The 24348-nt window shown below is 60.3% G+C and carries 25 protein-coding genes; 14 read left to right on the top strand and 11 right to left on the bottom strand.

Annotated elements, in window-relative coordinates; all coding sequences use genetic code 11:
- Positions 1-146 precede the first annotated feature (146 nt).
- The 10 genes from rimP (at position 147) to HGP12_RS30360 (ending at position 12669) form a co-directional block, all read left to right on the top strand.
- Positions 147-752, top strand: coding sequence for a ribosome maturation factor RimP (rimP, locus tag HGP12_RS30405; protein WP_168843438.1), 606 nt, complete (start codon positions 147-149; stop codon positions 750-752).
- Positions 753-814: 62 nt separating this feature from the next.
- Positions 815-2419, top strand: coding sequence for a transcription termination factor NusA (gene nusA, locus HGP12_RS30400; RefSeq protein WP_168843439.1), 1605 nt, complete (start codon positions 815-817; stop codon positions 2417-2419).
- Positions 2416-3108, top strand: a complete 693-nt coding sequence (locus tag HGP12_RS30395; RefSeq protein WP_168843440.1) for an RNA-binding protein — start codon at positions 2416-2418, stop codon at positions 3106-3108. The genes nusA and HGP12_RS30395 overlap by 4 nt, the downstream gene beginning before the upstream one ends.
- Before the next feature lie 101 nt (positions 3109-3209).
- Positions 3210-5927 (top strand): translation initiation factor IF-2, encoded by a 2718-nt coding sequence (infB, locus tag HGP12_RS30390; RefSeq protein WP_168843441.1) that lies wholly within the window; start codon positions 3210-3212, stop codon positions 5925-5927.
- Between the two features lie 245 nt (positions 5928-6172).
- On the top strand, positions 6173-6580 hold the full coding sequence (gene rbfA / locus HGP12_RS30385) for a 30S ribosome-binding factor RbfA (RefSeq protein ID WP_168843442.1): 408 nt from the start codon (positions 6173-6175) through the stop codon (positions 6578-6580).
- 12 nt (positions 6581-6592) lie between these two features.
- Positions 6593-7525, top strand: a complete 933-nt coding sequence (gene truB, locus HGP12_RS30380; protein ID WP_168843443.1) for a tRNA pseudouridine(55) synthase TruB — start codon at positions 6593-6595, stop codon at positions 7523-7525.
- Between the two features lie 91 nt (positions 7526-7616).
- Positions 7617-8468, top strand: a complete 852-nt coding sequence (locus HGP12_RS30375; RefSeq protein WP_168880083.1) for an alpha/beta fold hydrolase — start codon at positions 7617-7619, stop codon at positions 8466-8468.
- Between the two features lie 152 nt (positions 8469-8620).
- Positions 8621-8890 carry a 30S ribosomal protein S15 gene (rpsO, locus tag HGP12_RS30370; protein ID WP_047635766.1) on the top strand — a complete coding sequence of 90 codons (270 nt, stop codon included), beginning with the start codon at positions 8621-8623 and terminating at the stop codon, positions 8888-8890.
- Positions 8891-9213: 323 nt separating this feature from the next.
- The gene (gene pnp / locus HGP12_RS30365) at positions 9214-11352 is read left to right on the top strand and encodes a polyribonucleotide nucleotidyltransferase (protein ID WP_168843445.1); all 2139 of its coding nucleotides are present in this window, start codon (positions 9214-9216) and stop codon (positions 11350-11352) included.
- 300 nt (positions 11353-11652) lie between these two features.
- Entirely contained in the window at positions 11653-12669 is a 1017-nt protein-coding gene (locus HGP12_RS30360; RefSeq protein WP_168843446.1) for a class I SAM-dependent methyltransferase, read from the top strand.
- 37 nt (positions 12670-12706) lie between these two features.
- Here HGP12_RS30360 and HGP12_RS30355 read toward each other — a convergent pair whose 3' ends face one another.
- The 5 genes from HGP12_RS30355 to fabA form a co-directional block, all read right to left on the bottom strand.
- Positions 12707-13933, bottom strand: a complete 1227-nt coding sequence (locus HGP12_RS30355; RefSeq protein ID WP_168880082.1) for an acyltransferase family protein — start codon at positions 13931-13933, stop codon at positions 12707-12709.
- Between the two features lie 207 nt (positions 13934-14140).
- Positions 14141-14719: a GNAT family N-acetyltransferase gene (locus tag HGP12_RS30350; RefSeq protein ID WP_168880081.1), complete on the bottom strand. Its 579-nt coding sequence runs from the start codon at positions 14717-14719 to the stop codon at positions 14141-14143.
- Positions 14720-14796: 77 nt separating this feature from the next.
- Entirely contained in the window at positions 14797-15603 is an 807-nt protein-coding gene (gene fabI, locus HGP12_RS30345) for an enoyl-ACP reductase FabI (protein ID WP_168843449.1), read from the bottom strand.
- A gap of 4 nt (positions 15604-15607) precedes the next feature.
- Positions 15608-16831 carry a beta-ketoacyl-ACP synthase I gene (gene fabB / locus HGP12_RS30340; RefSeq protein ID WP_168843450.1) on the bottom strand — a complete coding sequence of 408 codons (1224 nt, stop codon included), beginning with the start codon at positions 16829-16831 and terminating at the stop codon, positions 15608-15610.
- A gap of 53 nt (positions 16832-16884) precedes the next feature.
- The gene (gene fabA, locus HGP12_RS30335) at positions 16885-17400 is read right to left on the bottom strand and encodes a 3-hydroxyacyl-[acyl-carrier-protein] dehydratase FabA (RefSeq protein ID WP_168843451.1); all 516 of its coding nucleotides are present in this window, start codon (positions 17398-17400) and stop codon (positions 16885-16887) included.
- A 296-nt stretch (positions 17401-17696) separates the two neighbouring features.
- Here fabA and irrA point away from each other — a divergent pair, with 296 nt between their 5' ends.
- Entirely contained in the window at positions 17697-18119 is a 423-nt protein-coding gene (gene irrA, locus HGP12_RS30330; RefSeq protein ID WP_168843452.1) for an iron response transcriptional regulator IrrA, read from the top strand.
- Positions 18120-18209: 90 nt separating this feature from the next.
- On the opposite strand, the gene HGP12_RS30325 is transcribed toward irrA, so the two are convergent.
- Entirely contained in the window at positions 18210-18845 is a 636-nt protein-coding gene (locus HGP12_RS30325) for a trimeric intracellular cation channel family protein (RefSeq protein WP_168843453.1), read from the bottom strand.
- A gap of 140 nt (positions 18846-18985) precedes the next feature.
- Between HGP12_RS30325 and HGP12_RS30320 the strand changes: the two genes are divergently transcribed.
- Positions 18986-19465, top strand: coding sequence for a hypothetical protein (locus HGP12_RS30320; RefSeq protein ID WP_168843454.1), 480 nt, complete (start codon positions 18986-18988; stop codon positions 19463-19465).
- A gap of 22 nt (positions 19466-19487) precedes the next feature.
- On the opposite strand, the gene HGP12_RS30315 is transcribed toward HGP12_RS30320, so the two are convergent.
- The 3 genes from HGP12_RS30315 to HGP12_RS34565 form a co-directional block, all read right to left on the bottom strand.
- Entirely contained in the window at positions 19488-20279 is a 792-nt protein-coding gene (locus tag HGP12_RS30315) for a YdcF family protein (RefSeq protein WP_168843455.1), read from the bottom strand.
- 71 nt (positions 20280-20350) lie between these two features.
- Positions 20351-21073, bottom strand: a complete 723-nt coding sequence (locus tag HGP12_RS30310) for a YoaK family protein (protein WP_168880080.1) — start codon at positions 21071-21073, stop codon at positions 20351-20353.
- A gap of 348 nt (positions 21074-21421) precedes the next feature.
- On the bottom strand, positions 21422-21547 hold the full coding sequence (locus HGP12_RS34565; RefSeq protein WP_281408275.1) for a hypothetical protein: 126 nt from the start codon (positions 21545-21547) through the stop codon (positions 21422-21424).
- Between the two features lie 647 nt (positions 21548-22194).
- Here HGP12_RS34565 and HGP12_RS30305 point away from each other — a divergent pair.
- Together HGP12_RS30305 and HGP12_RS30300 are read left to right on the top strand one after the other, a co-directional pair.
- Positions 22195-22698, top strand: a complete 504-nt coding sequence (locus HGP12_RS30305) for a hypothetical protein (protein ID WP_168843457.1) — start codon at positions 22195-22197, stop codon at positions 22696-22698.
- A 14-nt stretch (positions 22699-22712) separates the two neighbouring features.
- Positions 22713-23126: a hypothetical protein gene (locus tag HGP12_RS30300; protein WP_168843458.1), complete on the top strand. Its 414-nt coding sequence runs from the start codon at positions 22713-22715 to the stop codon at positions 23124-23126.
- Positions 23127-23176: 50 nt separating this feature from the next.
- On the opposite strand, the gene HGP12_RS30295 is transcribed toward HGP12_RS30300, so the two are convergent.
- Both HGP12_RS30295 and HGP12_RS30290 read right to left on the bottom strand, forming a co-directional pair.
- Entirely contained in the window at positions 23177-23866 is a 690-nt protein-coding gene (locus HGP12_RS30295; RefSeq protein ID WP_168843459.1) for a hypothetical protein, read from the bottom strand.
- A 68-nt stretch (positions 23867-23934) separates the two neighbouring features.
- Complete coding sequence (locus HGP12_RS30290) at positions 23935-24336, bottom strand: hypothetical protein (protein ID WP_168880079.1); 402 nt, start codon at positions 24334-24336, stop codon at positions 23935-23937.
- Positions 24337-24348: the final 12 nt, after the last annotated feature.

Here is a 24348-nt window from a genome sequence, read left to right as displayed (position 1 = left end):
TTTCAACGCGGCTGCCTTGCAATTCCCCGGAAAGGGGCTTATATCAGCATCAAATTCTTGATCGTGTGATGAAGAGTGGGCCGCAAGGACCCGCTCTTTTTTATTAGCGCGATCTCCGAATGCAAGAACACTGCAGGAGTGAATGCTTGTCGGACGTGACAAACGCAGACAATACCAATGAACCCAGGCTGATCGTCGAAACCGGCCTTGACCAGCGCGTTGCCGCCATCATTGAGCCCGTCCTTGTGGGCATGGGCTTCCGCCTGGTGCGCGTGCGTCTCCTGAACCAGAATGGCCTGACGTTGCAGATCATGGCCGAGCGCAACGACGGCACGATGACCGTCGAGGACTGCGAAGAGGTCTCCACGGCCATTTCTCCGGTGCTGGATGTGGAAGATCCGATCGATAAGGCGTATCATCTCGAAGTGTCTTCGCCTGGAATCGACCGCCCGATGGTGCGGAAATCGGACTTCCAGCGCTGGATCGGCCACATCGTCAAGTGCGAAACGTCGATCCTCGTCGATAACCGCAAGCGTTTCCGCGGCAAGATCGCCGTCGTCAACGATGATGGCTTCACGATCGAACGCGACCAGGTCGCCTATGGCGAGGAGCCCAAGGTGACCATTCCGTTCAGCACGCTGGCCGAAGCCAAGCTGATCCTGACGGACGATCTTATCCGCGACGCACTGCGCGCCGACAAGCTTGCCAAAGCCGAGGCTGCGAACCAGAACGAAGCGGACGAAGAAGAATAACCGATCAACGAACCGCCTGACGGAACGGGAACCCAAGGGCAGGAAGACGGAGACTAAAGACAATGGCAGTCAGTGCGAACCGGCTAGAACTTCTGCAGATCGCAGATGCAGTGGCGCGCGAAAAGGTCATCGACCGCGAGATCGTGCTTGCCGCAATGGCGGACGCGATCCAGAAGGCCGCGCGTTCGCGTTACGGCACGGAATCAAACATCCGCGCCGACATCAACCCGAAAACGGGTGAGATTCGCCTGCAGCGCCTGCTCGAAGTGGTCGAGAAGGCCGAAGACTATTCCACACAGATCCCGCTGGAACTGGCCCGCGACCGCAACCCGGACGCAGCCCTCGGCGATTTCATCGCCGATCCGCTGCCGCCGATGGATTTCGGCCGCATCGCCGCCCAGTCGGCCAAGCAGGTCATCGTGCAGAAGGTGCGCGAGGCCGAGCGTGACCGCCAGTTCGACGAATTCAAGGATCGCGTCGGCGAAATCGTCAACGGCACGGTCAAGCGCGTCGAATACGGCAACGTCATCGTCGATCTCGGCCGCGGCGAAGGCATTATCCGCCGCGACGAGATGATCCCGCGCGAGAACTTCCGCTATGGCGACCGCGTTCGCGCCTACGTCTACGACGTGCGCCGCGAACAGCGCGGCCCGCAGATCTTCCTGTCACGCACGCATCCGCAATTCATGGTCAAGCTCTTCACCATGGAAGTGCCTGAAATCTACGACGGCATCATCCAGGTGAAATCGGTTGCCCGCGATCCGGGCTCGCGCGCCAAGATCGCCGTTATTTCGAACGACTCGTCGATCGATCCGGTCGGCGCCTGCGTCGGTATGCGCGGTTCGCGCGTTCAGGCCGTCGTCGGCGAACTGCAGGGCGAAAAGATCGACATCATTCCCTGGTCCAACGAGCCGGCGAACTTCGTGGTCAACGCGCTGCAGCCGGCCGAAGTCGCCAAGGTCGTTCTCGACGAGGATGCCGAACGAATCGAAGTCGTGGTTCCGGACGAACAGCTGTCGCTCGCCATCGGCCGCCGCGGCCAGAATGTCCGTCTCGCCTCGCAGCTGACGGGCTGGGATATCGACATCATGACGGAAGCCGAGGAATCGGAACGCCGTCAGAAGGAATTCAACGAGCGCACCAACCTGTTCATGGACGCGCTCGACGTGGACGAAATGGTCGGCCAGGTTCTGGCCTCGGAAGGCTTTGCCGCCGTTGAGGAACTTGCTTACGTCGATCTCGACGAAATCTCCTCGATCGACGGTTTCGACGAAGACACCGCCCAGGAAATCCAGACTCGCGCCCGCGAATATCTCGAGAAGCTCGAGGCTGAGATGGACGAGAAGCGTAAGGCGCTCGGCGTCTCCGACGAACTGCGTGAGATCAACGGCATGACTGCGCAGATGATGGTCGCCCTCGGTGAGGACGCCATCAAGACGATCGAGGACTTCGCCGGCTGCGCCGCCGACGATCTCGTCGGCTGGAGCGAGCGCAAGAACGGCGAAACGAAGAAGTTCGAGGGCCTGTTCTCCAAGCTTGAGGTCTCGCGAGTCGAGGCCGAACAGATGATCGTGCAGGCCCGCCTGCTGGCCGGCTGGATCACAGAAGCCGATCTTGCCGCTGAGACCGAAGAGGTCGCGGAGGATGAGACCGAGCAACAAGCATGACGATCACCCAGGGGCCTAGCGCACCGGCCGAGGACAATAATCTCGGCGGTGACGACGCAAACGGCCGCATGTGCATCGTAACACGCGAAAGCGGATCGCCCGATGAGTTGATCCGCTTCGTCGCCGCTCCCGACGGGACCGTTGTTCCCGACCTGAAGCGGCAACTGCCGGGACGCGGCTGCTGGGTCAAGGTCGACCGGGCGTTGGTGGACAAGGCAGTGGCAAAGAAACTGTTTTCCCGCGCCTTGAAGGCGGAGGTGACGGCACCGGCCGATCTGGGTGCCATCGTCGACCGCCTTCTCCTGGCGCAATTGGCCGGGATGATGCACATGGCGCGCAAGGCGGGCCGGTTCGTCAGCGGTTCATCAAAGGTTGATGGCGCTGTTCGCAACGGCTCGGCAATTGCCGTGTTTCATGCGATCGCCGCCGCCGCCGATGGCGTCCGCAAGATCGACCAGGCGCGAAAGGCCTGGCATCTCGGTATGGAAACCGAAAAGGAAATACCCTCCTTCCGTGTCTTCACGGAGGCGGAAATGGAAGAACTGATGGGCCAGAATGCTTTTATCCATGCCGCAGCGCTTGCAGGGCAGGCCGGTGAAGGTGTAGTGAAGCGCGCAAACCTGCTCGAACAGTACCGCAACGGCGGTCAGTCCCGGGCAACGGGTGGCGCTGGCCGGCGAAAACAATGACGCGGTCACCGGCCTACGCCGGACGCCTCATTAAGGTACATGCATTGAACGACAGGGTCTGACGGACGTTTCCGAGCCCTGTCCGAAGGAACAGGAACGGAATGACCGACAATCAAGACGACAAGACGCTGAGTGTTTCGGGTAAGAAGACCCTCACCCTGAAACCTTCAGGCGTAAACCAGGGCACCGTGCGCCAGGATATGGGCCGCGGTCGCACCAAGGCGGTCGTGGTTGAGACCCGTAAGCGCCGCCCGCTACGTCCTGAAGACGAAAAGCCAATCACGCCGACGGCGACAGCTGCGCCATCGGTGACGCGCGTCGCCGAGCCGACGCCGCAGCCGCCGCGCCCGCCGCAGCCGGCTCCGCGCATTCATCAGCCTGGTGGCCAGCAGCAGCGGCCACAGCAATCGAACCAGAACAGCCAGCAGCGCCCGCAGCAGGAACGTTCGTCGCGACCGGTGGTTCTGAACCATTTGTCGGCTGGCGAAATGGATGCGCGCCGCCGTGCGCTTGCCGAAGCCCAGGTCCGCGATGCCGCCGATGCGGTTCGTCGTGCCGAGGAAGAGGCCCGCCGCGCTGAGGAAGAAGCTGCCCGTCGCATCGCCGAGCAGGCTGAAGCCGCACGCCGCGCCGAAGAAGAAGCGGCTCGCGCGCTGGAAGCCAAGGTCGAGACGCCCGCATCGGTGGAAGCGCCGAAGCCGGCAGTCCGGGCGCCTGCGGCTCCTGTCGTTGCGCGTCGTCCGGATGCGGCTCCTCAGCCGGCACGTCCTGGCGCTCCTGCCGGCGAAGCCCCGGCCAGCCGCCGTCGCGTCAATGAGGAAGAGAGCGATCGCGGCCCGCCCCGTGGCGCTCCGGTCCGCGGCAAGGTCACGCGCCCTGAGCCGGCAAAGCCGGTTACCACGCGTCCGAAGACCGAGGATGAACGCCGCCGTGGCAAGCTGACGGTAACGACGGCCAATGTCGACGAGGACGGCTCCGCCCGCGGCCGCTCGCTTTCGGCCATGCGTCGCCGCCAGGAGAAGTTCCGTCGCAGCCAGATGCAGGAAACGCGCGAAAAGATCTCGCGTGAAGTCGTCCTGCCGGAAACCATCACCATCCAGGAACTGTCGCAGCGCATGTCCGAACGCGCCGTCGACGTCATCAAGTACCTGATGAAGGAAGGCCAGATGATGAAGCCGGGCGACGTCATCGACGCCGATCTGGCCGAACTGATTGCCGGCGAATTCGGCCATACGGTCAAGCGCGTTTCGGAATCCGACGTCGAACAGGGGATCTTCAACGTTGTCGACGAGGAAGGCGAACTGGTTTCCCGTCCGCCCGTCGTCACGATTATGGGTCACGTCGACCACGGCAAGACCTCGCTTCTCGATGCGATCCGTCACGCCAACGTCGTCGCCGGCGAGGCCGGTGGCATCACCCAGCACATCGGTGCTTATCAGGTCGAGCAGAACGGCCAGAAGATCACCTTCATCGACACGCCCGGCCACGCCGCTTTCACGGCAATGCGTGCCCGCGGCGCCCAGGCGACCGACATCGCCATCCTGGTGGTCGCGGCCGACGACAGCGTGATGCCGCAGACGATCGAATCGATCAACCACGCCAAGGCGGCGGGTGTTCCGATCATCGTCGCGATCAACAAGATCGACAAGCACGAAGCCAATCCGCAGAAGGTCCGCACGGAGCTGCTGCAGCACGAAGTCTTCGTCGAATCGATGGGCGGTGAAGTTCTCGACGTGGAAGTCTCCGCGAAGAACCGCACCAATCTCGACAAGCTTCTGGAAGCCATTCTGCTGCAATCGGAAATCCTTGATCTCAAGGCTAATCCGAACCGCACCGCCGAAGGCACCGTTATCGAAGCTCAGCTCGATCGTGGTCGCGGCTCGGTTGCCACCGTGCTCGTGCAGAAGGGCACGCTGCGTCCCGGCCAAATAGTCGTTGCCGGCGACCAGTGGGGCCGCGTCCGTGCGCTCGTCAACGACAAGGGTGAGCATGTGAAAGAAGCAGGCCCGGCCATGCCGGTCGAACTGCTCGGCCTTTCCGGCGCACCTCAGGCCGGCGACAAGTTCGCCGTCGTCGAAAGCGAAAGCCGTGCCCGCGAGATCTCGGAATATCGCCAGCGCCTCACCCGCGACAAGGCGGCTGCCCGCCTGTCCGGTCAGCGCGGCTCGCTCGAGCAGATGATGACCCAGCTCCAGGCTGTCGGCGTGAAGGAATTCCCGCTGGTCATCAAGGGCGACGTGCAGGGCTCGATCGAAGCCATTGCCGGCGCGCTCGACAAGCTTGGCACCGACGAAGTTCGTGCCCGCATCGTCCATTCGGGCGCAGGCGGCATCACCGAGTCGGATGTCTCGCTGGCGGAGGCTTCCAATGCGGCCATCATCGGCTTCAATGTCCGCGCCAACGCGCAGGCTCGTCAGTTCGCCGAGCGTCAAGGTATCGAAATCCGCTACTACAACATCATCTACGACCTGGTGGATGACGTGAAGGCAGCGATGTCGGGCCTGCTCTCTCCGGAGCGTCGCGAAACCTTCCTCGGCAATGCCGAGATCCTCGAGGTGTTCAACATCACGAAGGTCGGCAAGGTCGCGGGTTGCCGCGTCACCGAAGGCAAGGTCGAGCGTGGCGTCGGCGTCCGCCTGGTGCGCGACAACGTCGTCATCCACGAAGGCAAGCTCAAGACGCTCAAGCGCTTCAAGGACGAAGTGTCGGAAGTCAATGTCGGCCAGGAATGCGGCATGGCCTTCGAGAACTACGAAGACATCCGCGTCGGCGACACGATCGAGTGCTTCCGCGTCGAGCATATCACCCGTACGCTCTAAGCAATCTTCGATTTGCAAGATATCAAAACCGCCGGCGAAACCGGCGGTTTTTTCTTGGACCCCATCTCCTTCGCAGCCCATATCCCGGCAGCCGTCTTCTCCTCCCAGGCGGAGCAGGAGATCGTATTTGCAAGGATTCTCGGCTTCTGGCGGGCAGTAAATCCTGTCCAGCCTTGACCTTTGCGCCGGATCGAGTCATGTGACCCGCTTTATCGCGTCCACGGGACGCTGCTAACGGAACAACCATGACCAAACCAACTTCTTCCGCGCCTTCGCAGCGCATGCTTCGCGTCGGCGAGCAGGTGCGCTCAGCGATCACGCAGGTTCTGCAGCGCGGCGAAGTGCGCGACGACCTGATCGAGCGCACGGTAATCTCCATTTCCGAAGTGCGCATGTCGCCGGATCTGAAGATCGCCACCGCCTTCGTGACCCCGCTCGGCGTCACCGACCACGGCGCCGTCATCGAGGCGCTGAACCGCCATGCTAAATATATCCGCGGCCGTCTCGGTCCTCAGCTTCGCCAGATGAAGTACATGCCGGAAGTCCGCTTCCGCGACGATACGAGCTTCGACAATTACAAGAAGATCGACGCCTTGCTGCGCTCGCCCGAGGTCAGCCGCGATCTCGAAGACGACAACGACCAAGATCAATAACAGAGACAGAGAATGTCCAAACCACGCAAGCCCAAGGGCCGCCCGATTTCGGGCTGGCTCATCCTCGACAAGCCGGTTGATTTCGGCTCGACCGAAGCCGTTTCCAAGATCAAATGGCTGTTCAAAGCCCAGAAGGCCGGTCATGCCGGCACGCTCGACCCGCTCGCATCCGGCATGCTGCCGATCGCGCTCGGCGACGCCACCAAGACGGTCCCTTATGTCATGGACGGCCGCAAGATCTATGAATTCACCGTGACCTGGGGCGAGGAGCGCGCTTCAGATGACCTCGAAGGCGCAGTAACCGCCACCTCCGACAAGCGTCCGAGCGAAGAGGATATTCGCGCGCTGCTGCCGAACTATACCGGCACCATCCAGCAAATCCCGCCGCAATTCTCCGCCATCAAGATATCAGGCGAGCGCGCCTATGACCTGGCCCGCGAGGGCGAGATCGTCGAGATCCCCTCGCGCGAAGTGGAGATTTTCCGCCTGACGCTGCTCGCCTGCCCGGATGTCGATACGGCGCATTTCGAGGTCGAGTGCGGCAAGGGCACTTATGTGCGCGCGCTTGCCCGCGATTTCGGCCGCGATCTGGGCTGCTACGGCCACATTTCCGGCCTGCGCCGCAGCTTCGTCGCGCCTTTCGCCGAGGAGGCGATGGTGCCGCTTGCCGATCTGGTGGCGCTGGAGGAGATCGAAGATGCGGACGAGCGGCTTGCGGCCCTCGACGCGCTGTTGATCGACACCGCCGAGGCCCTGTCTTCGCTGCCGCATCTCGTCATCAGCGACGACCAGGCACATCGCCTGAAGATGGGCAACCCGATCCTGGTGCGCGGACGCGACGCGCCGGTCGCCGAAACCGAGGCCTATGCCACGGCGCGCGGCAAGCTGATTGCGATCGGCGAAATCGGCCAGGGCGAATTCCGCCCTAAGCGCGTTTTCGTCTAAGCACCAATCAGCAGGAACGGTTGCTATTGCGAGGCAATTGCGATGCGATATGCTCCCGGCGGGCCATGACGGCCCGTTCATGGGGGAGAATATGCGCACAGCTACCATTGGCATACTGACGTTCCTTTCGTTGTTCCTCACAGTCGCAAGCACGCATTCCGCCGAGCGTTGGGCCGGACTGCCGCCCTTCCCGCTAATGCCGCAGCCGAAGACGAGCGGCATGGCTGATGTCAACGACATCAAGATGTACTATGCCGAGTATGGTCAAGGTGACCCCATCCTCTTCATCCATGGCGGACTGGGAAATGCTGATGTCTGGGGCGCTCAGGTTGCCGATTTCGCGAGGGATCACCTCGTTATCGTTGCCGACAGCCGCGGGCATGGCCGCTCGACGCGCAGCCAGCAGCCCTTCGGCTATGATCTAATGACCTCGGATTATGTCGCGCTGCTCGATTATCTGAAGATCGGCAAGGTGACGCTGGTCGGGTGGTCGGATGGCGGCATCATCGGCATCGACATGGCGATGAAACATCCCGAAAAGCTGACCCGGGTGATCGCCCAGGCGGCCAATGTCACGACCGACGGCGTGAAGCCCGACGTCATGAGCAACAAGACCTTCAACGACTACATCAATGTCGCCGGCGAGTACTACAAAAAGCTGTCACCGACGCCGAGCGAGTACGATGCCTTCGTCAACCAGATTTCGCAGATGTGGGCAACGCAGCCGGCATGGACGGCAACCGACCTCAGCAAGATCACAGTACCGGTGACGCTTGCCATCGGCGACCATGACGAGGCGGTCAAGCTCGACCATACGCAGATGATGGCGAAGGAGATTTCGGGTGCCAGGCTCGTCATACTGAAGGACGCCAGCCATTTCGCGATGCTGCAAGATCCGGAGGGTTACGATGCCATGATCCGGGACGCCATGGCGGGCCGCTGAAACCGCCTCAGGGAGAACCCTCTTTCCATTGCCGCTCATTTGGTTTATAGGCAGCGCCAGCATCAGGCATGCCTGATTGCATTCGCGGCCAATGCTGGACGACATCCCGGCGTTTGGCGACTTCAATCTCCTCTCATAGAAAGGACTATCCGATGTCGATCACTGCTGAGCGCAAGGCTGCGCTGATCAAGGAATATGCGACCGTCGAAGGCGACACCGGTTCTCCGGAAGTCCAGGTTGCGATCCTGACCGAGCGCATCAACAACCTCACGGACCACTTCAAGGACCACAAGAAGGACAACCACTCCCGTCGTGGCCTTCTGACGATGGTTTCCAGCCGGCGCTCGCTTCTTGACTACCTTAAGAAGAAGGACGAAGGCCGTTATACCAAGCTGATCACCAGCCTCGGTATCCGCCGCTAACAGAATCTCCGGCGGGCGTTCTGCTGAACGTCCGCCGGTTGCTTATAAGGGGTTATGAACCCTTGAGACTGTTTCGCTTGCGCCTTGCAATTGCGCGACGCGAAACTGCCGGCAGGCCGGATGGGCCGGTGCTGCCAACAACAACCGTTGACCTGTCATGGGGCAGGATTGCCGGATGCTTTCAGCCGAAGCCTCGTGCTTCGGCCGATCTTCGAAAGCCTCTCGTTGTCTTGCCCGTGATACGTCACTTCGTGTGGTCGAAGATGCGTCTTGCCGAACTTGTCGGCGACGGCGCCTTTTCCCGCACAATGCAAGGATAAGATATGTTCGATATCCATACCGTTGAAATCGAGTGGGCAGGCCGCCCGCTAAAGCTGGAAACCGGCAAGATCGCTCGCCAGGCCGACGGCGCCGTCGTCGCCACCTACGGCGAAACCGTGGTACTTGCGACCGTCGTCTCGGCCAAGGCACCGAAGCCGGGCCAGGACTTCTTCCCGCTCACCGTCAACTACCAGGAAAAGACCTATGCAGCCGGCAAGATCCCCGGCGGCTACTTCAAGCGCGAGGGCCGTCCGAGCGAAAACGAAACCCTCGTTTCGCGCCTGATCGACCGCCCTATCCGCCCGCTCTTCCCGGAAGGCTACAAGAACGACACGCAGGTCGTCGTCACCGTTATCCAGCATGACCTGGAAAACAATCCCGACATCCTGTCGATGGTCGCCACCTCGGCTGCCCTGACACTGTCGGGTGTCCCGTTCATGGGTCCCGTCGGCGGCGCTCGCGTCGGCTACATCAACGGCGAATACGTGCTCAACCCGCATCTCGACGAGATGGACGAATCGAGCCTCGACCTCGTCGTCGCCGGCACGCAAGACGCCGTTTTGATGGTCGAGTCGGAAGCCAAGGAATTGCCGGAAGACATCATGCTCGGCGCCGTCATGTTCGGCCATCGCGGCTTCCAGCCTGTGATCGACGCGATCATCCAGCTTGCCGAAGTCGCCGCCAAGGAGCCCCGCGACTTCCAGCCGGAAGATTATGCCGAGCTTGAGAAGGAAATGCTCGGCCTTGCCGAAGCCGAACTGCGCGACGCCTACAAGATCACGCAGAAGGCTGATCGCTATGCCGCCGTCGACGCCGTCAAGGCCAAGGTGAAGGCACACTTCCTGCCCGAGGAAGGCGAAGCCAAGTACACGGCCGAAGAAGTCGGCGCCATCTTCAAGCACCTGCAGGCGAAGATCGTCCGCTGGAACATCCTCGACACGTCGAGCCGCATCGACGGCCGCGACTTGTCGACCGTTCGCCCGATCGTCTCGGAAGTCGGCCTCCTGCCGCGCACGCACGGCTCGGCTCTCTTTACCCGCGGTGAAACGCAGGCGATCGTCGTCGCCACGCTCGGCACCGGTGAAGACGAACAGTATGTCGACAGCCTGACGGGCATGTACAAGGAGCGTTTCCTGCTTCACTACAACTTCCCGCCCTACTCGGTTGGCGAAACCGGCCGCATGGGCTCGCCGGGCCGTCGCGAAATCGGTCATGGCAAGCTCGCATGGCGCGCTATCCGCCCGATGCTGCCGACGGCGGAACAGTTCCCCTACACGCTGCGCGTCGTTTCCGAGATCACCGAGTCCAACGGCTCGTCCTCGATGGCAACGGTTTGCGGCACCTCGCTCGCTCTGATGGATGCTGGCGTTCCGCTGGCCAAGCCCGTTGCCGGCATCGCCATGGGTCTGATCCTGGAAGGCGATCGCTTCGCCGTTCTTTCCGACATCCTGGGTGACGAAGATCACCTCGGCGACATGGACTTCAAGGTCGCCGGCACCGCCGACGGCATCACCTCGCTGCAGATGGACATCAAGATCGCCGGCATCACCGAAGAGATCATGAAGGTCGCTCTCGGCCAGGCACAGGGCGGTCGTGCCCACATCCTCGGCGAAATGTCCAAGGCAATCACCGAAAGCCGTGGCCAGCTCGGCGAATTCGCACCACGCATCGAAGTGATGAACATCCCGGTCGACAAGATCCGTGAAGTCATCGGCTCGGGCGGCAAGGTCATCCGCGAAATCGTCGAAAAGACCGGTGCCAAGATCAACATCGAAGACGACGGCACCGTCAAGATCGCCTCTTCCTCCGGCAAGGAAATCGAAGCGGCCCGCAAGTGGATCCACTCGATCGTCGCAGAACCGGAAGTCGGTCAGATCTATGAAGGCACCGTTGTCAAGACCGCCGACTTCGGCGCCTTCGTCAACTTCTTCGGCGCCCGCGACGGCCTCGTCCACATCTCGCAGCTCGCTTCCGAGCGCGTTGCCAAGACACAGGACGTCGTCAAGGAAGGCGACAAGGTCTGGGTGAAGCTCCTCGGCTTCGACGAGCGCGGCAAGGTTCGCCTGTCCATGAAGGTCGTCGACCAGGCGACCGGCCAGGAAATCGCTGCCGACAAGAAGAAGGACGACGCGGCCGAGTAAGCCGCGCCTTCATTCACGTTCCGGGGCGCGGGATCCTTTCCGCGCCCTTTTTATATTTAAGAGGTTAGCCGGTTCGGTTTTGCCGAAACTACGTGCCTGGCCCCTCACCCTAAACCCTCTCCCCACTGCGGGGAGAGGGGACTAGACCATGTTTGACGCCGCCTTTAAGCAATCAGGCGCTATCTTACTCCGTCGTCCCTCTCCCCGTCCCGACGGGGAGAGGGCTAGGGTGAGGGGCCCGCGCGGAAACAGATACCTGCCAGCAAGCCCGACCAACGAAACAATAACGAGACCACGCCCATGAGCCGCGATGCCCTGAAGACCCTGTTCCATCCCTTTGCCTCCGGTACTGTCGACGCGCCCGGAGAGGGTGAGCGAATCCTGTTTCTCGGCGCCGAGGCAGGCTTTGCGCTGCCGGAAGGCTTCGCGGCCGAGCTTTCGGCCGTTCAGGGCTTCCGTCCCTTCTATCGTCAGCTGCAGGCACAGCGGATCAACGTGACGCCGGAGATCGAAGGCGAAGGCTATGACGGCGCGCTGGTGCTCTGCGGCAAGCACAAGGGTGAGAACGAGGATCACATCGCCCAAGCGCTGGCGCGCGTTAGGGAAGGCGGCCTCATCCTCGTTGCCGGCGGCAAGGAAGACGGCATCCAGCCGCTGCGCAAGCGCATCGAAGCCTTCGGTCTCGAGGTCGAGCATATGCCGAAATATCACGGCGTCGCCTTTTGGTTTGCGCGCCCTACCGACATCAAGGTGTTGACGGCACAGCTCGCAAAGCCGGCAACGCTCGTTGACGACACTTTTACCACGGCGCCCGGCATGTTCTCCCATGACCGTGTAGATGCCGGCTCCGAACTGCTCGCCTCGCGCCTGCCGACCGATTTTGCCGGCGATGCCGCCGATTTCGGCGCCGGCTGGGGCTACCTCTCCGTCGAGCTCGCAACCAAATCGCCGAGGATCGAGCGCATCGACCTCTACGAGGCCCATTACGGCGCTCTGGAGGCCGCGCGCGCCAACCTGCTGTCGCATTGCCCGAAAGTCTCCCAGCGCTTCTTCTGGCACGATCTGGCGAGCGAACCGGTCAAGGACAAGTACGACCTGATCATCATGAACCCGCCCTTCCACGAGGGCCATGCCGCCGAGCCTTCGCTTGGCCAGGCGATGATCAAGACGGCGGCTTCGGCGCTGCGTGGCGGCGGCCGGCTGATGCTGGTTGCCAATCGCGGCCTGCCCTACGAGCCGGTGCTGGCGGAGAATTTCAAGGAATTCGGCGAGACCTGCCGCAATGCCCGCTACAAAGTGCTCTGGGCAAAGAAATAAGCGACAAAGGCGGCCAATCGGCCGCCTTTCTTATGGGTCAAGCTTCGTCGGCACGACGTGAGCGCGGCATCAGATGATCCCGCAGGATCAGGAAGTTTCTTTCGACGAGAAACCAGAGCGTTGCCGCCACGATGAAGCAGGTGGCGAGGTAGATGACGAAGCCCGAAAGCCCCTGAAGATTGTCCTTGCCGAAGACCATCTGATCGAGATGGTAGACGCCCTTGTGCGTGAGGTAGAGGCTGTAGGCGAGCGTTGCGATGCCTGATGTGGCCGGCAAGTGCCAGCGCCCGATCCTCGGCTGCAGATCCAGCAATGCGCCGAGAATGAACGCCACGCCCGCCGAGAACAGCGGAAAGCCGACGACTGCGCCTGGAAGAGGCTGGAACACGAGCGGCAGATTGGTTTCGGCGAGCGGCCCGCGGACGGAAAAGATCACCGCCGCCGCCATCATGAGCATGCCGCCAATGCCAAGCGTGATGTAGGGTGGCATATACCTTTCCCATAGCAACGGCTTGAACAGCCGGATCGCCGCCAGAACGACGCCGAAGGTGAGCCCGTCCAGCCGGTTGTAAGTCGGATAATAAATCTCTCTAAGATAGACGGCGAACGCTTCCCTGTAGGCCTGCATTTCGGTAATCGGGCCGACATGGCTCTGCCAGAGCGCAAACCGCAGCCCCATACCGGCGATCACGATCGTCGCCACCAGAAGGGCTATGAAGCCCGCTGTCGCTCGCCGCTTGAGCAAGACGACGAGAACCGGCAGAGCGAGATAGAAATGCTCCTCGACACTCAGCGACCAGGCTTCGGTGAATGCGCTGCCCAGACGAGGATCAAGCCCGAAATTGACCGTGAATGTCAGGAACCGCCAGGCGGGCTGCATCGCCGGCGCATCGCGCAGGGATGGGACAAACGTATAGACTGCAAGCACCAGCAGAAAGGCCGGCAAGATGCGGAACGCCCGGCGCAGATAGAAAGCCTTGAAGTCGACGCCATGGCGGCGCGCGGCTTCCGTCATCAGCTGGTGCCCGATGAGATAACCGCTGAGTACGAAGAAGATGTCGACGCCGATCCAGCCATAGGGCCTGATGCCGGCGAGCGGCAGCGGTGTCGCATCCGCCGGCAGATGCGCGAGCATGACGAGGAGAATGGCAAGCGCGCGCAGCAGATCCGGCCCCAATGCCCTTAGGGTGGCAGCGGATTCGAGCGGTGCCGCCTCGTCCAGCGAATCGAGCGGCTTGGGGCTAGCAACAGTTATGATGTTCACGGCTGGGGTTCCCGTAAATGGCTAGAGCATGATGCCGAAAGGTGTGATCGGCTTTCGGACGACATCCGGCTCTAGTGAATGCCGATGGACATGCAGGAAATACTGTTGATTGCCTGCCTTGTATCGGAATTCCGGCCAGCGGTAACGGGCCATCCCCGGCAAGATAGAATTAACCTAAAATTTTCGTAAAATCTTATCCAACGCCGGTTAACCCGCCCGATTCGGCGCTCTTGCTGCCCATTCGCGGCTCAGCACGGCATAGACACATTCATCGCCCCAGACGCCATTGAAGCGATCGTTTTCGATCAAAAGCGCCTCACGGCGGAGACCAAGCCGTTCGACGACACCGACTGAGCCGGCGTTCTTCGCATCCAACCGCGCGAAAATCCGGTGAAGGCCGAATTTTTCGAAGCCGAGGGTAATCATGGCTTCCGTCGCCTCGGTGGTATATCCCTTCCTGGCATAGACCGGGTTGGAGGTATAGCCGATCTCGGCCTGCAAAGCGGCTTTGCTTCTGAATGTTAGGCTGACATCTCCCACCAAAGCACCATCCTCCCGCCGAATGACGGCGCATAGAAGCGTATCGCCGTCTTCCAGGAACTGCGAATGCAAACGGGCATCGAAACGCTCTCGCAGTGCCTCCGGTGAAGGCGGATCGCGATACAGGAAACGGTAGATCTCCGGCAGGGAGCGGTAGGCGCTATAGGCTTCGAAATCCTCGGGCATGAAGCGGCGGAGGATCAGGCGTTTGGTCGATGCGAGAGGTTTTGCGTCGTTTGATATCATCGGGAATCCTCTGGAAGGATATCCGGAAGTATGGTCCTCCCGACCAAGGGCCGAGAGGATGATTCAGATCAGTGCGCTTACTCGGCGTCCGCGCTCGACAGCGTTTCCAGCGTCGGCATCGAGGTGATGTTGTAGCCGGCATCGACAAAGTGGACTTCGCCGGTGACCCCCGCTGCCAGATCCGACAGGAGATAGAGCGACGACGAGCCGACCTGATCGATGGTAACAGACTTGCGCAGCGGCGCGTTGCGCTGGTTCCACGACAGGATGGCGCGGGCATCGGAAATGCCGGCGCCAGCCAGCGTGCGGATCGGGCCGGCGGAAATGGCATTGACGCGTATGCCGCGCGGGCCGTAATCGGCGGCGAGATAGCGAACGGACGCCTCGAGCGCGGCCTTGGCGACGCCCATGACGTTGTAGTTCGGGATGACCCGCGTCGAGCCGTTATAGGTCAGCGTCAGCATGCTACCGCCTTCCGTCATCAGATCGGCGGCGCGCTTGGCGATCTCCGTGAAGGAGAAGCAAGAAATCACCATCGTGCGGGTGAAATTGTCCCGCGTGGTGTTGGCATAGAGACCCTTCAGCTCGTTCTTGTCGGAAAAGCCAATGGCATGGACGATGAAGTCCAGCTTGCCCCAGCGCTCCTTGATCGCGTCGAAGACGGCATCAACGGAGGCCAGATCCTCGACATCGCAAGGCAGCAGGAAATCCGAGCCGACTTCGGCTGCGAGCGGCTTGACGCGTTTGCCGAGCGCCTCGCCCTGAAAGGTGAAAGCCAGTTCCGCGCCTTCGGCCGCAAGCGCCTTTGAAATACCCCAGGCAATCGAGTGATTGTTTGCGACGCCCATGATGAGGCCGCGCTTACCCTGCATGATTCCCGTCATTGCCTTATCCGTTGTAGCGCTGGAACACGAGCGTGGCGTTGGTGCCGCCGAAGCCGAAGGAATTCGAAAGAGCGATATCGAACTTCGCGTTGTCGATGCGCTTGCGCACGATCGGCACGCCTTCGAATTCCGGATCGAGTTCGGCGATATGGGCGCTTTCCCCGATGAAACGTTCCTGCATCATCAGGATCGAATAGATCGATTCCTGAACGCCTGCCGCGCCGAGCGAATGGCCCGTCAGCGACTTAGTCGACTGGATCGGCGGGATCTTGTCGCCGAAGACTTCGCGAATCGCGCCGATTTCCTTGCTGTCGCCCACCGGCGTCGAGGTGCCATGGGTGTTGACGTAATCGATATCGCCCTTCACCGTGGCAAGCGCCTGGCGCATGCAGCGCACGGCACCCTCGCCCGACGGTGCGACCATGTCGTAGCCGTCCGAGGTGGCACCATAGCCGACGATTTCGGCATAGATCTTGGCGCCGCGCGCCTTCGCATGCTCAAGCTCTTCCAGAACCAGCACGCCGGCGCCACCGGCGATGACGAAGCCATCACGCTTGGCATCATAGGCGCGCGAAGCAGTTTCCGGATGGTTGTCGTTGAAGTCGGACGACATGGCGCCCATGGCGTCGAAGAGGTTGGACATGGTCCAATCGAGATCCTCGTGGCCGCCGGCGAACATCACATCCTGCTTGCCCCACTGGATCATCTCGGCGGCGTTGCCGATGCAGTGCGCCGAGGTCGAGCATGCCGACGAGATGGAGTAGTTGACGCCGTGGATCTTGAACCAGGTCGCAAGCGTTGCAGACGCGGTCGACGACATCGACTTCGGCACGGCAAACGGACCGATGCGCTTCGGGCTGTTGTTCTTGCGGGTGATGTCGGCGGCTTCTATCAGCGTACGGGTCGACGGGCCGCCGGAGCCCATGATGATGCCGGTGCGCTCGTTGGTGATGTCGCCTTCCTCAAGACCGCTGTCGGCGATCGCCTGCTTCATGGCGACGTGGTTCCAAGCGCCACCCTGCGACAGGAAGCGCATGGCGCGGCGATCCACCAGATCGGTCGTATCGATCTTCGGCGAACCCCATACCTGGCACTTGAAACCGTGCTCGGCGAAATCGGGAGAGAAAGAAATGCCGGATTTGGCTTCGCGCAGCGAGGCGGTCACTTCTTGAGCATTGTTTCCAATCGAAGAGACAATACCCAGACCCGTAACAACTACCCGTCTCATGTCGATGACCTTTTCTAAAACGTCTGTCTTTGTGGAGGCGGCGGCGCCGCGGTTCAGGCGACCTTGTCCTTCGACAGGCCCACGCGCAGATCCATCGCCTGATAGATGACCTCGCCGTCGGCCTTCAGCCAGCCGTCAGCGGTGCCGAGGACCAGGCGGCCGCGCATGACGCGCTTGAAGTCGATGCCGTATTCGAGAAGCTTCGTTTCCGGGCGAACCATGCCCTTGAACTTCACTTCCCCTGTCGAAAGCGCCATGCCGCGGCCGGGCTCACCGAGCCAGCCGAGGAAGAAGCCGGTCAACTGCCACATGCCGTCGAGGCCGAGGCAGCCCGGCATGATCGGGTTGCCGGCAAAATGGCAAGGGAAATACCAGTCGTCGGGACGCACGTCGTATTCGGCGCGGATGAAGCCCTTGTCGAAAGCACCACCGGTCTCGGAAATTTCAGTAATGCGGTGGACCATCAGCATCGGCGGCAGGGGAAGCTGTGCGTTGCCGGGGCCGAACAGCTCGCCGCGGCCGCAGGCCAGGATTTCCTCGTAATTGAAGCTGGATTGTCTCGTCGTCATAAAATTCCGTTTCCCCCGCATGAATGCCGATGGATGTGAAGCTTTAGTGCAAGATCGATAGAAAATGAAGCGCAACCATCACACTCTCATTCACCCGTCCGATCGAACGCACTAGCTCTTATGTGGTGGTCGCATACAGGAACGCCAGAGCCGCTACCAGTGCCAAATGCGGCAAAAGCCCGATTTTTCCGGCTTTTGAGCACCTTCCCACCCCATTGAAACTATTGAAAGCAATCAAGGCAAAAGTTATATGGTTTAGTAAAGAATTATAGAAATCAGGAATCCGGAGTCCCTGAATGGCGGAAGAAGCCGAAATCGCGATCGAAACCAGGCTGCGCACTGTCGGCCTGAGGCCGACCCGACAGCGGATCGCGCTGGGGGACCTTCTCTTCGCCAAGGGCGACCGCCATCTGACCGTGGAGGAGCTTCACGAGGAAGCCGTTGCCGCCGGCGTCCCGGTTTCGCTCGCAACCGTCTACAACACGCTGCATCAGTTCACCGAGGCCGGCCTGATCCGCGTGTTGGCTGTCGAAAGCACCAAGACCTATTTCGACACCAACGTTTCCGATCACCATCACTTTTTCGTGGAAGGCCACAACGAGGTGCTGGATATCCCGATCAGCAATCTGACGATCGACAACCTGCCGGAACCGCCGAAGGGCATGGAAATCGCCCATGTCGACGTGGTGATCCGCCTGCGCCGCAAGCATGGGCAATAGGCAATAGGCAATAGGCAATAGGCAATAGGCAATAGAATTGTCTTCCAGCAATTTGCTATTGCCTACTGCGTAACTCCGATTGCCTCCCATCTACATCACATCATCCGGATGCCGGCCAGGCTTGTGGCGATAGGTCGGGAAGGTCCAGCCGAACCAGAGCGCGCCGCCGCGCACCGCAAAGGCGGCGATCACGCCTAACCCCGCCGAGGCATAAAGCGGCAACATCGTCGCATTGGCGGCGGTGAAGACACCTGCGCCGACGAGCGAAGCGGTCACATAGATTTCCGGACGCAGCAGCACTGAAGGCTCGTTTGCCAGGAGATCACGCAGGATGCCGCCGAACGTTGCCGTCAGCGCGCCGGTGACGATGGCAACCGTGGGCGAACCCGTCGCCGCCATGCCCTTGGCCGCCCCCATCACACAATAGGCTGACAGCCCCACCGCATCGAGCCAGATGAGCAGCCGATAGCGCGATTCGAACAGATGCGCGGTGAAGAAGACCAGGACGCCGACCACGGCGCAGATGATGATATAGGTCGGATTCAGCACCCAGAACACGGGCACCCTTCCCAGGACGATATCGCGCAGCGTGCCGCCGCCAATGCCGGTCACGGCCGCCAGAAACAAGAAGCCGATCAGATCGAGCTGTTTGCGCGAGGCCGCGAGCGCGCCGGTTGCGGCAAAAAGAGCGACGCCGGCATAGTCCAGAAACGAGAGAAGCGACATCGAAAACTCCAACGAGGCGCCGGCGATTTTCTCGAAATGAATCACGACGGCAAGGGCCGCGCAAGCCGGCAGGTGCAAAGATGTCGCAGCAGCTGCGGCGACCACCGTGGCTGCGACGGCGCTTCGAAGAGGAATCCCCCTTGAAATCCCTGCTGATCGTGATCTTCAATCTCATTGCATTCGTGATCATGCCCGCCGTGGCCGAGGCGCAGCAATCGATCCTGCAGGATCCCGTGGCATTCGAGAAGGATCACTTCACCAAGAGCTGCGACGGCCAGGTGAGCTTCGGCGACAAGTTCGCGACCCAGCAGGACATCAACAACGACAAGTTGATGGATATCGTCGTCAACGAGGGCGAAATCACCTGCAAAGGCGAAAAAGGCCCCTACTGCACGGACGAGGGCTGCCCCTATAACTTCTACGTCCAGGTGGCCGAGGGCGGTTACCTGCTCGTCGCTACTGCGCAGATCTACGGCTATGATTTCATCCAGCGCTTCGGCAATATGGTGCTGGTCATGAAGATGCATCCGCGCTTCTGCGACCGCGGTGATGGCGAGGACCGCTGCGAGATCACCGTCCGGGTGCGGGGCGTCAAATTCGTCACCATCTCAAAAAAATAGGCTTTACGGCCCGGGCATATAGTTACGGCCCGGGATAGAGCGCCGACGTGCGGCCGACGGCGTAATAGCCGACCAGGCCGACCCATTCGCGCAGGCCCGTCGCCAGGAGCTGCGCATTGCGCGACGGCTGGGTGAAATCGAGGCCGAGGCTTTCCTTGCCGGTGCTGCGATAGTCGACCGGCCAGGGCACGACATCGATGCCTTGCTTGCGGAAGATGCCCATCGAGCGGGGCATATGGAAGCCGGAGGTGATCAGCAGGCAATTCGAAAGCCCGTTCTGCGCCAGCAGCTCCTTCGTATTGACCGCATTCTCGAAGGTGGTGCGCGAGGTCTTGTCCTCAACCATGCGGTCTTTGGGAATACCGAGCGCGGTGAAGAAGCGCTCGGAGATGACGGCATCGCCCTCATAGGTGCCGCCGATCGAGCCATCGCCGCCCGAGATCACGATGCGCGTCTGTGGGTATTTCTGCGCCAGACGCAGCGCTTCGACGAGGCGATCGCCGGCCGAATCGAATTCGTAGCCACCGCGCTCCGTCGTCACCTCATTCTGCGTGGCGCCGCCGAGAACGATCATGCATTTCAGATCCGCCGGATCGGCGGCGGCGCGCGGAAAGCGTTCTTCCAGCCCCTGAACGACATAGGCGCCGGCCGTCGTATAAAGCGAGACGAACAGGATCAGCACCGACAGCAGCGACGAGGCAATCACGGTGGCGCGCCAGCGCAGGAGAGCGGCGATGAAGGTCACCAGGATGAAAAGAAACGCCAGCGAGAGCGGCTGACCAAAAATCCAGACAAGTTTCGAAAAAACGAACACGGCATATCCTTACGCTTGTCGGCAAAACGATTCGTTTTTTCCCTAGCAGATTTTTGTGCACTGCAATGTGGCTATTTCGCTCGCCGCACCATCGATGCCGAAATAATGAACCGCTGATTGAAGCGGCGCTGCAGCGGGCGGGGGATAAAAAGGGTCGACAGCGCCAGGACGAGGGCGACCATCGACACCAGCCAGAGCGCGTGCGCACCAAAGGCGCCGGCCAAAAGCGCGCCGATGATGGCGCCTGAGATCATGCCGCTCCAGGGCACGATCTGCACTGTCCAGAGAAAATCCCGATCCCCCAGCAGGAAACGGCCGAGACCGCGACCGAAGCGCGAGAGCGCGCCGGTGACATAGGTGAGGCCGATCGGCAGACCTTCGATATGCTCGACCGTGGCATTGACCATGCCCATGGCCAGCACCACCAGATAGAACTGCACCAGAACCAGCGACGGCTCCGCAAAGCCCGCCGCCATGGCGAGAAGAATGCTGACGCAGGCAAGCACCATGAAAGCCCGCCGGTCTGCCGCATGGGCAATGACGATCCCGAGCGCATTGCCGAGAATGAATGTCAGGATGGCCGAAAACAGCACCGCCGCATGGCCGAACTCGCCCGTCCCCAGCGCAATCGCCGCCCGCGTCGTATTGCCGGTCATGAAGGACACGAAATTGCCCGTCAGCATCAGGCCGACGGCATCGGTCATCCCAGCCAGAAAGGCGATCGAGGCTACGAGCAGAAACCCCGTCACCGTGCGGCGGGTCTTGATAAGGCGGCGGCGGCGCTGTCTGGTCATGGCCGAATCGACGTGGTTGGCGGAAGATTTGAGGTTAGCATGAAGTTGGGGGAATGCGGAGGATGGATTAGATTATCGATACGCGGAAAACAGGCAGGCTTATTCAGAGCAGCCTCTTCTTTGACTGTGAGGCTAAAGGCCCCCTGGGTCGCGAACTCCTACGAGAACGACCTTGGCTACATAGAGAAACACCATCTTCTCGATGCCCTCAAATCCATCGGAACGGCGGCAGCGTGAACGCACACGTCAAAATCCAAAAGATGCGTCGCGCGCAGTTGGAGGCCCACCGGAAGCTCGCTTGGCTCATGAACTTCAGCCTCCCCGAAGCGATATCGGGAAGGCGAAAGTTCATGGCTTTTTCTGCTTACTAGACTCGACCGCCTTGGTACCAAGAGTAGGCGCAGCAGCAGGAGCGGCCTTGTCCTTCTTGGGTTTGCGGACCTCTTTATTGCTTTTAGCTTGACCCTTGGCCATCGATTCCTCCTGTTTGCGATAACGGAACATTACCAAGCAGCGTCGGAAAGAATGCAAGCTATATCTTGGCTTGGAGCTTTGAGGAGGGCTCCAATCGAGAAAGCGGGCAATCGCTCGAGTAGGTCGGGGTTTGTGCGTGGCCGTTCCTTCCCGTCGAGAAGCACCGGGAGCGCTATACCCGGAGAGACATTGAAGCTGTCTCACAGCCCGATCGGCATAGCTGTTGGTCGGGCTTTACTTCACCGTTTTCGGATTGAAAGCCTTTCGATGGTCAATCAGCTCCTTTCTCCGAATCTTCTGAACTTGTTTCCGACGGTCAGATTTGCTTTTCACAGGCGCCGCATCTTTTGCGAATTTTGGCTTGGGTGGTCCTGCGCTTTTGTTGCCAATGTTTTTCTGATGATTGGATTGTATTTCGCGCAAAACCAATTGTGAAATTGTCGTCTGTTTTTGCAGCAATTTCAGCGCTTCAGCTTCGAATTTGTCCGAAGAAACGCCGTCCTGAAACTGCAGATACAGTGCAATTAGCGAAATAAAGACGGATTTCTTTTGAGCGCGGCGTGCCGTTAAGCGACTAGGAGGTCTGACGGCGGACGCCGCCCAAACCCTCCTTACAACTTATTGTCGTTTTCGATAGGAGCCGCATCGTGTACGAACTCATCGCCAAAATCTGCCCCCCGTCGCTGCTGGGCGGCATCGTCCTCTACGGTATTGCGTGCGCTTTATGGTTCCAACCTCTGGTCGAGCACCGCATGGCCGCAAAGACGGTTATCCCCCAATGCGAGGCCATAGTGCAGAACGGGCTCGCCAGTGACAATCGCGCCATGCGCCGGGAATACAACAAGCAAAAGGCGGCGGTCGATATCTACCGCCGCCTGACGGAAGGTTTCGCGGATATGCCGTTCAAGAACACCATGGACGATCTGGTTGAAGATCTCACGGTGCCCGAGTTTCCGGACTTAGCGGCGTCGAACGATATAGACACCAGCACAGTCTGCGGATGCGCCGTTGCAACGGCCTTTGATGAGGCCCGGTTTCCGATGCTCCTGCATGTCATGAGCCTCCGAGCCTATCGACCCGCCGCAATAGAGACATTGCCGCAGATCGCCGCTGGATTGGCGAAGTCGGGTCAATGCGGGCCTGCGACATAACGAAGAGGTCTATCATGAACGTCAGCACCATTTACTATCGTGATCGCAGCGGCATTGTCATAACCGGCAGATATTTGCGCACGAAACATAAGGATCAGGCGCTTGCGCCGATCACGTCAATTCGGATCGGGCGCGAACCGCTTTATCTATCGCTGGCCCTCGGGCTCGGTATCCTGCTCTTCGCGTGGCGGTTCGGCGACCTCTTGTACTTGGATGAACAGCTCACGATGGCTGCGGTCGCCTGCGCCCCTCTTACGGCCGGATATTCCGTCGCGTCCTTGCAGATGGGAACTTATATCCACGAAAAAACCATGCTGTGGGCAAGTTACTGGACGGTTCGCAAAATCCGCGATGCGATCATAGAGGCAAGGCGTGATTTCGGCGATCAGGCCGCATCCGCCATCATCATCGATGAACATGGCCATTGAGCCAGGCTAAAATCGATCTGTTAATTGTAGAGATTTTAGAGGGGACAGCCCTATGGAACAGAGGCGACGGGAGCAAACCCCGTTTTGCGCATGAGATTGTCCATGTCATCGGGCAAGGCCGGTGCGCTGGCTTCCGGTTTCGCGTCCGGCTTCGATTTTTCAAGGCCGAGCTTCTCGCGCACGGCGTCCGGCATGGTTTTCGACAGATCGGCCTTGATCGAATCCGTCTCCTTGGCCGTGATGTCGCCCTTGTCGAGGCGGGCGCGGGCCTTATCCAGCTTGGTTTGGTATTCAATGAGTTGCTCACGTTCATAGGTCAGGCGCGTATTTTCATCCATCGAATCCTTGTACGTTTCCCATTTCGGCTTTTTGTCATCGATGCTGGATGCTTCGATAACTTCGGGCGCAAGCTCCTGACCGTGCTCATCGAACACGCGTTTGCCGTCCATCGTTTTGAAGACCCTGCGGCCATCGGGCAGCACTTCAGCTCTATCCAGCATGTCGTCCATCTTATGCCGCACGGCTTCCATCGCTTCCCGATTGTCCATCAGGGCGTCAACGGTCTTGGCGTCATAGCTGTCCAGTTGGACCCTGAACGCGGCGACCTGTTCTGTCGTCGCAAGAACGGTCTCGGTCCACGTCTCTAAATCCTCGCGCTCCTGCTTTTCCAGCTTTTCGCGCTCGTCACGTTTGTCACGTTCTTGCAGATTGAAACGGATTGTCTTTTCCCGATCCAGCATGTCCTCGCGCCGACCGATGGCCGCACGCTGGAATTCCTCCTGCCATGCTCTGGGAAGGACTGTCTCCATCATTCACCGCATTTCTTTTTGACAAGCACGTCCATGATCGATCCCGGCGGATACGAGGGATACTTGTCGAAAGCTTCATAGAGCGCTGGCAAGGTCTTCTTATCCTCGTAGTACCAAGAATAGATGCAATTCATGCCCGCGTTCTGCTTGCCGTCCTTCATATAGCGGGCGATGGCAAGCCCTTCGACCACGCCCGCAAAATAGGCTGCGCGTTCTTCAGGCTTCATCTCGTTCATGACTTTCGCGGCGGTGAAGTCGTTGGCCGCTGTCGCTGGCGTGGCGGTAACGCTCGCGCTTCCGGCCATGACAACAAGCAATTGTCCGGCAAGTACAACGGAAATATTCAGCTTTTTAAACTCTCTCAAAACCGTCCCGTTTTGTTTAGAATTGTATAACGGCACTGGATTCTGGTA

Source organism: Rhizobium sp. P28RR-XV, from assembly GCF_012641385.1.
In the GTDB taxonomy this organism is placed as follows: domain Bacteria; phylum Pseudomonadota; class Alphaproteobacteria; order Rhizobiales; family Rhizobiaceae; genus Rhizobium.
Note: the sequence above shows the minus strand (reverse complement) of the source record. Positions and strands in the feature narration are given on the sequence as shown.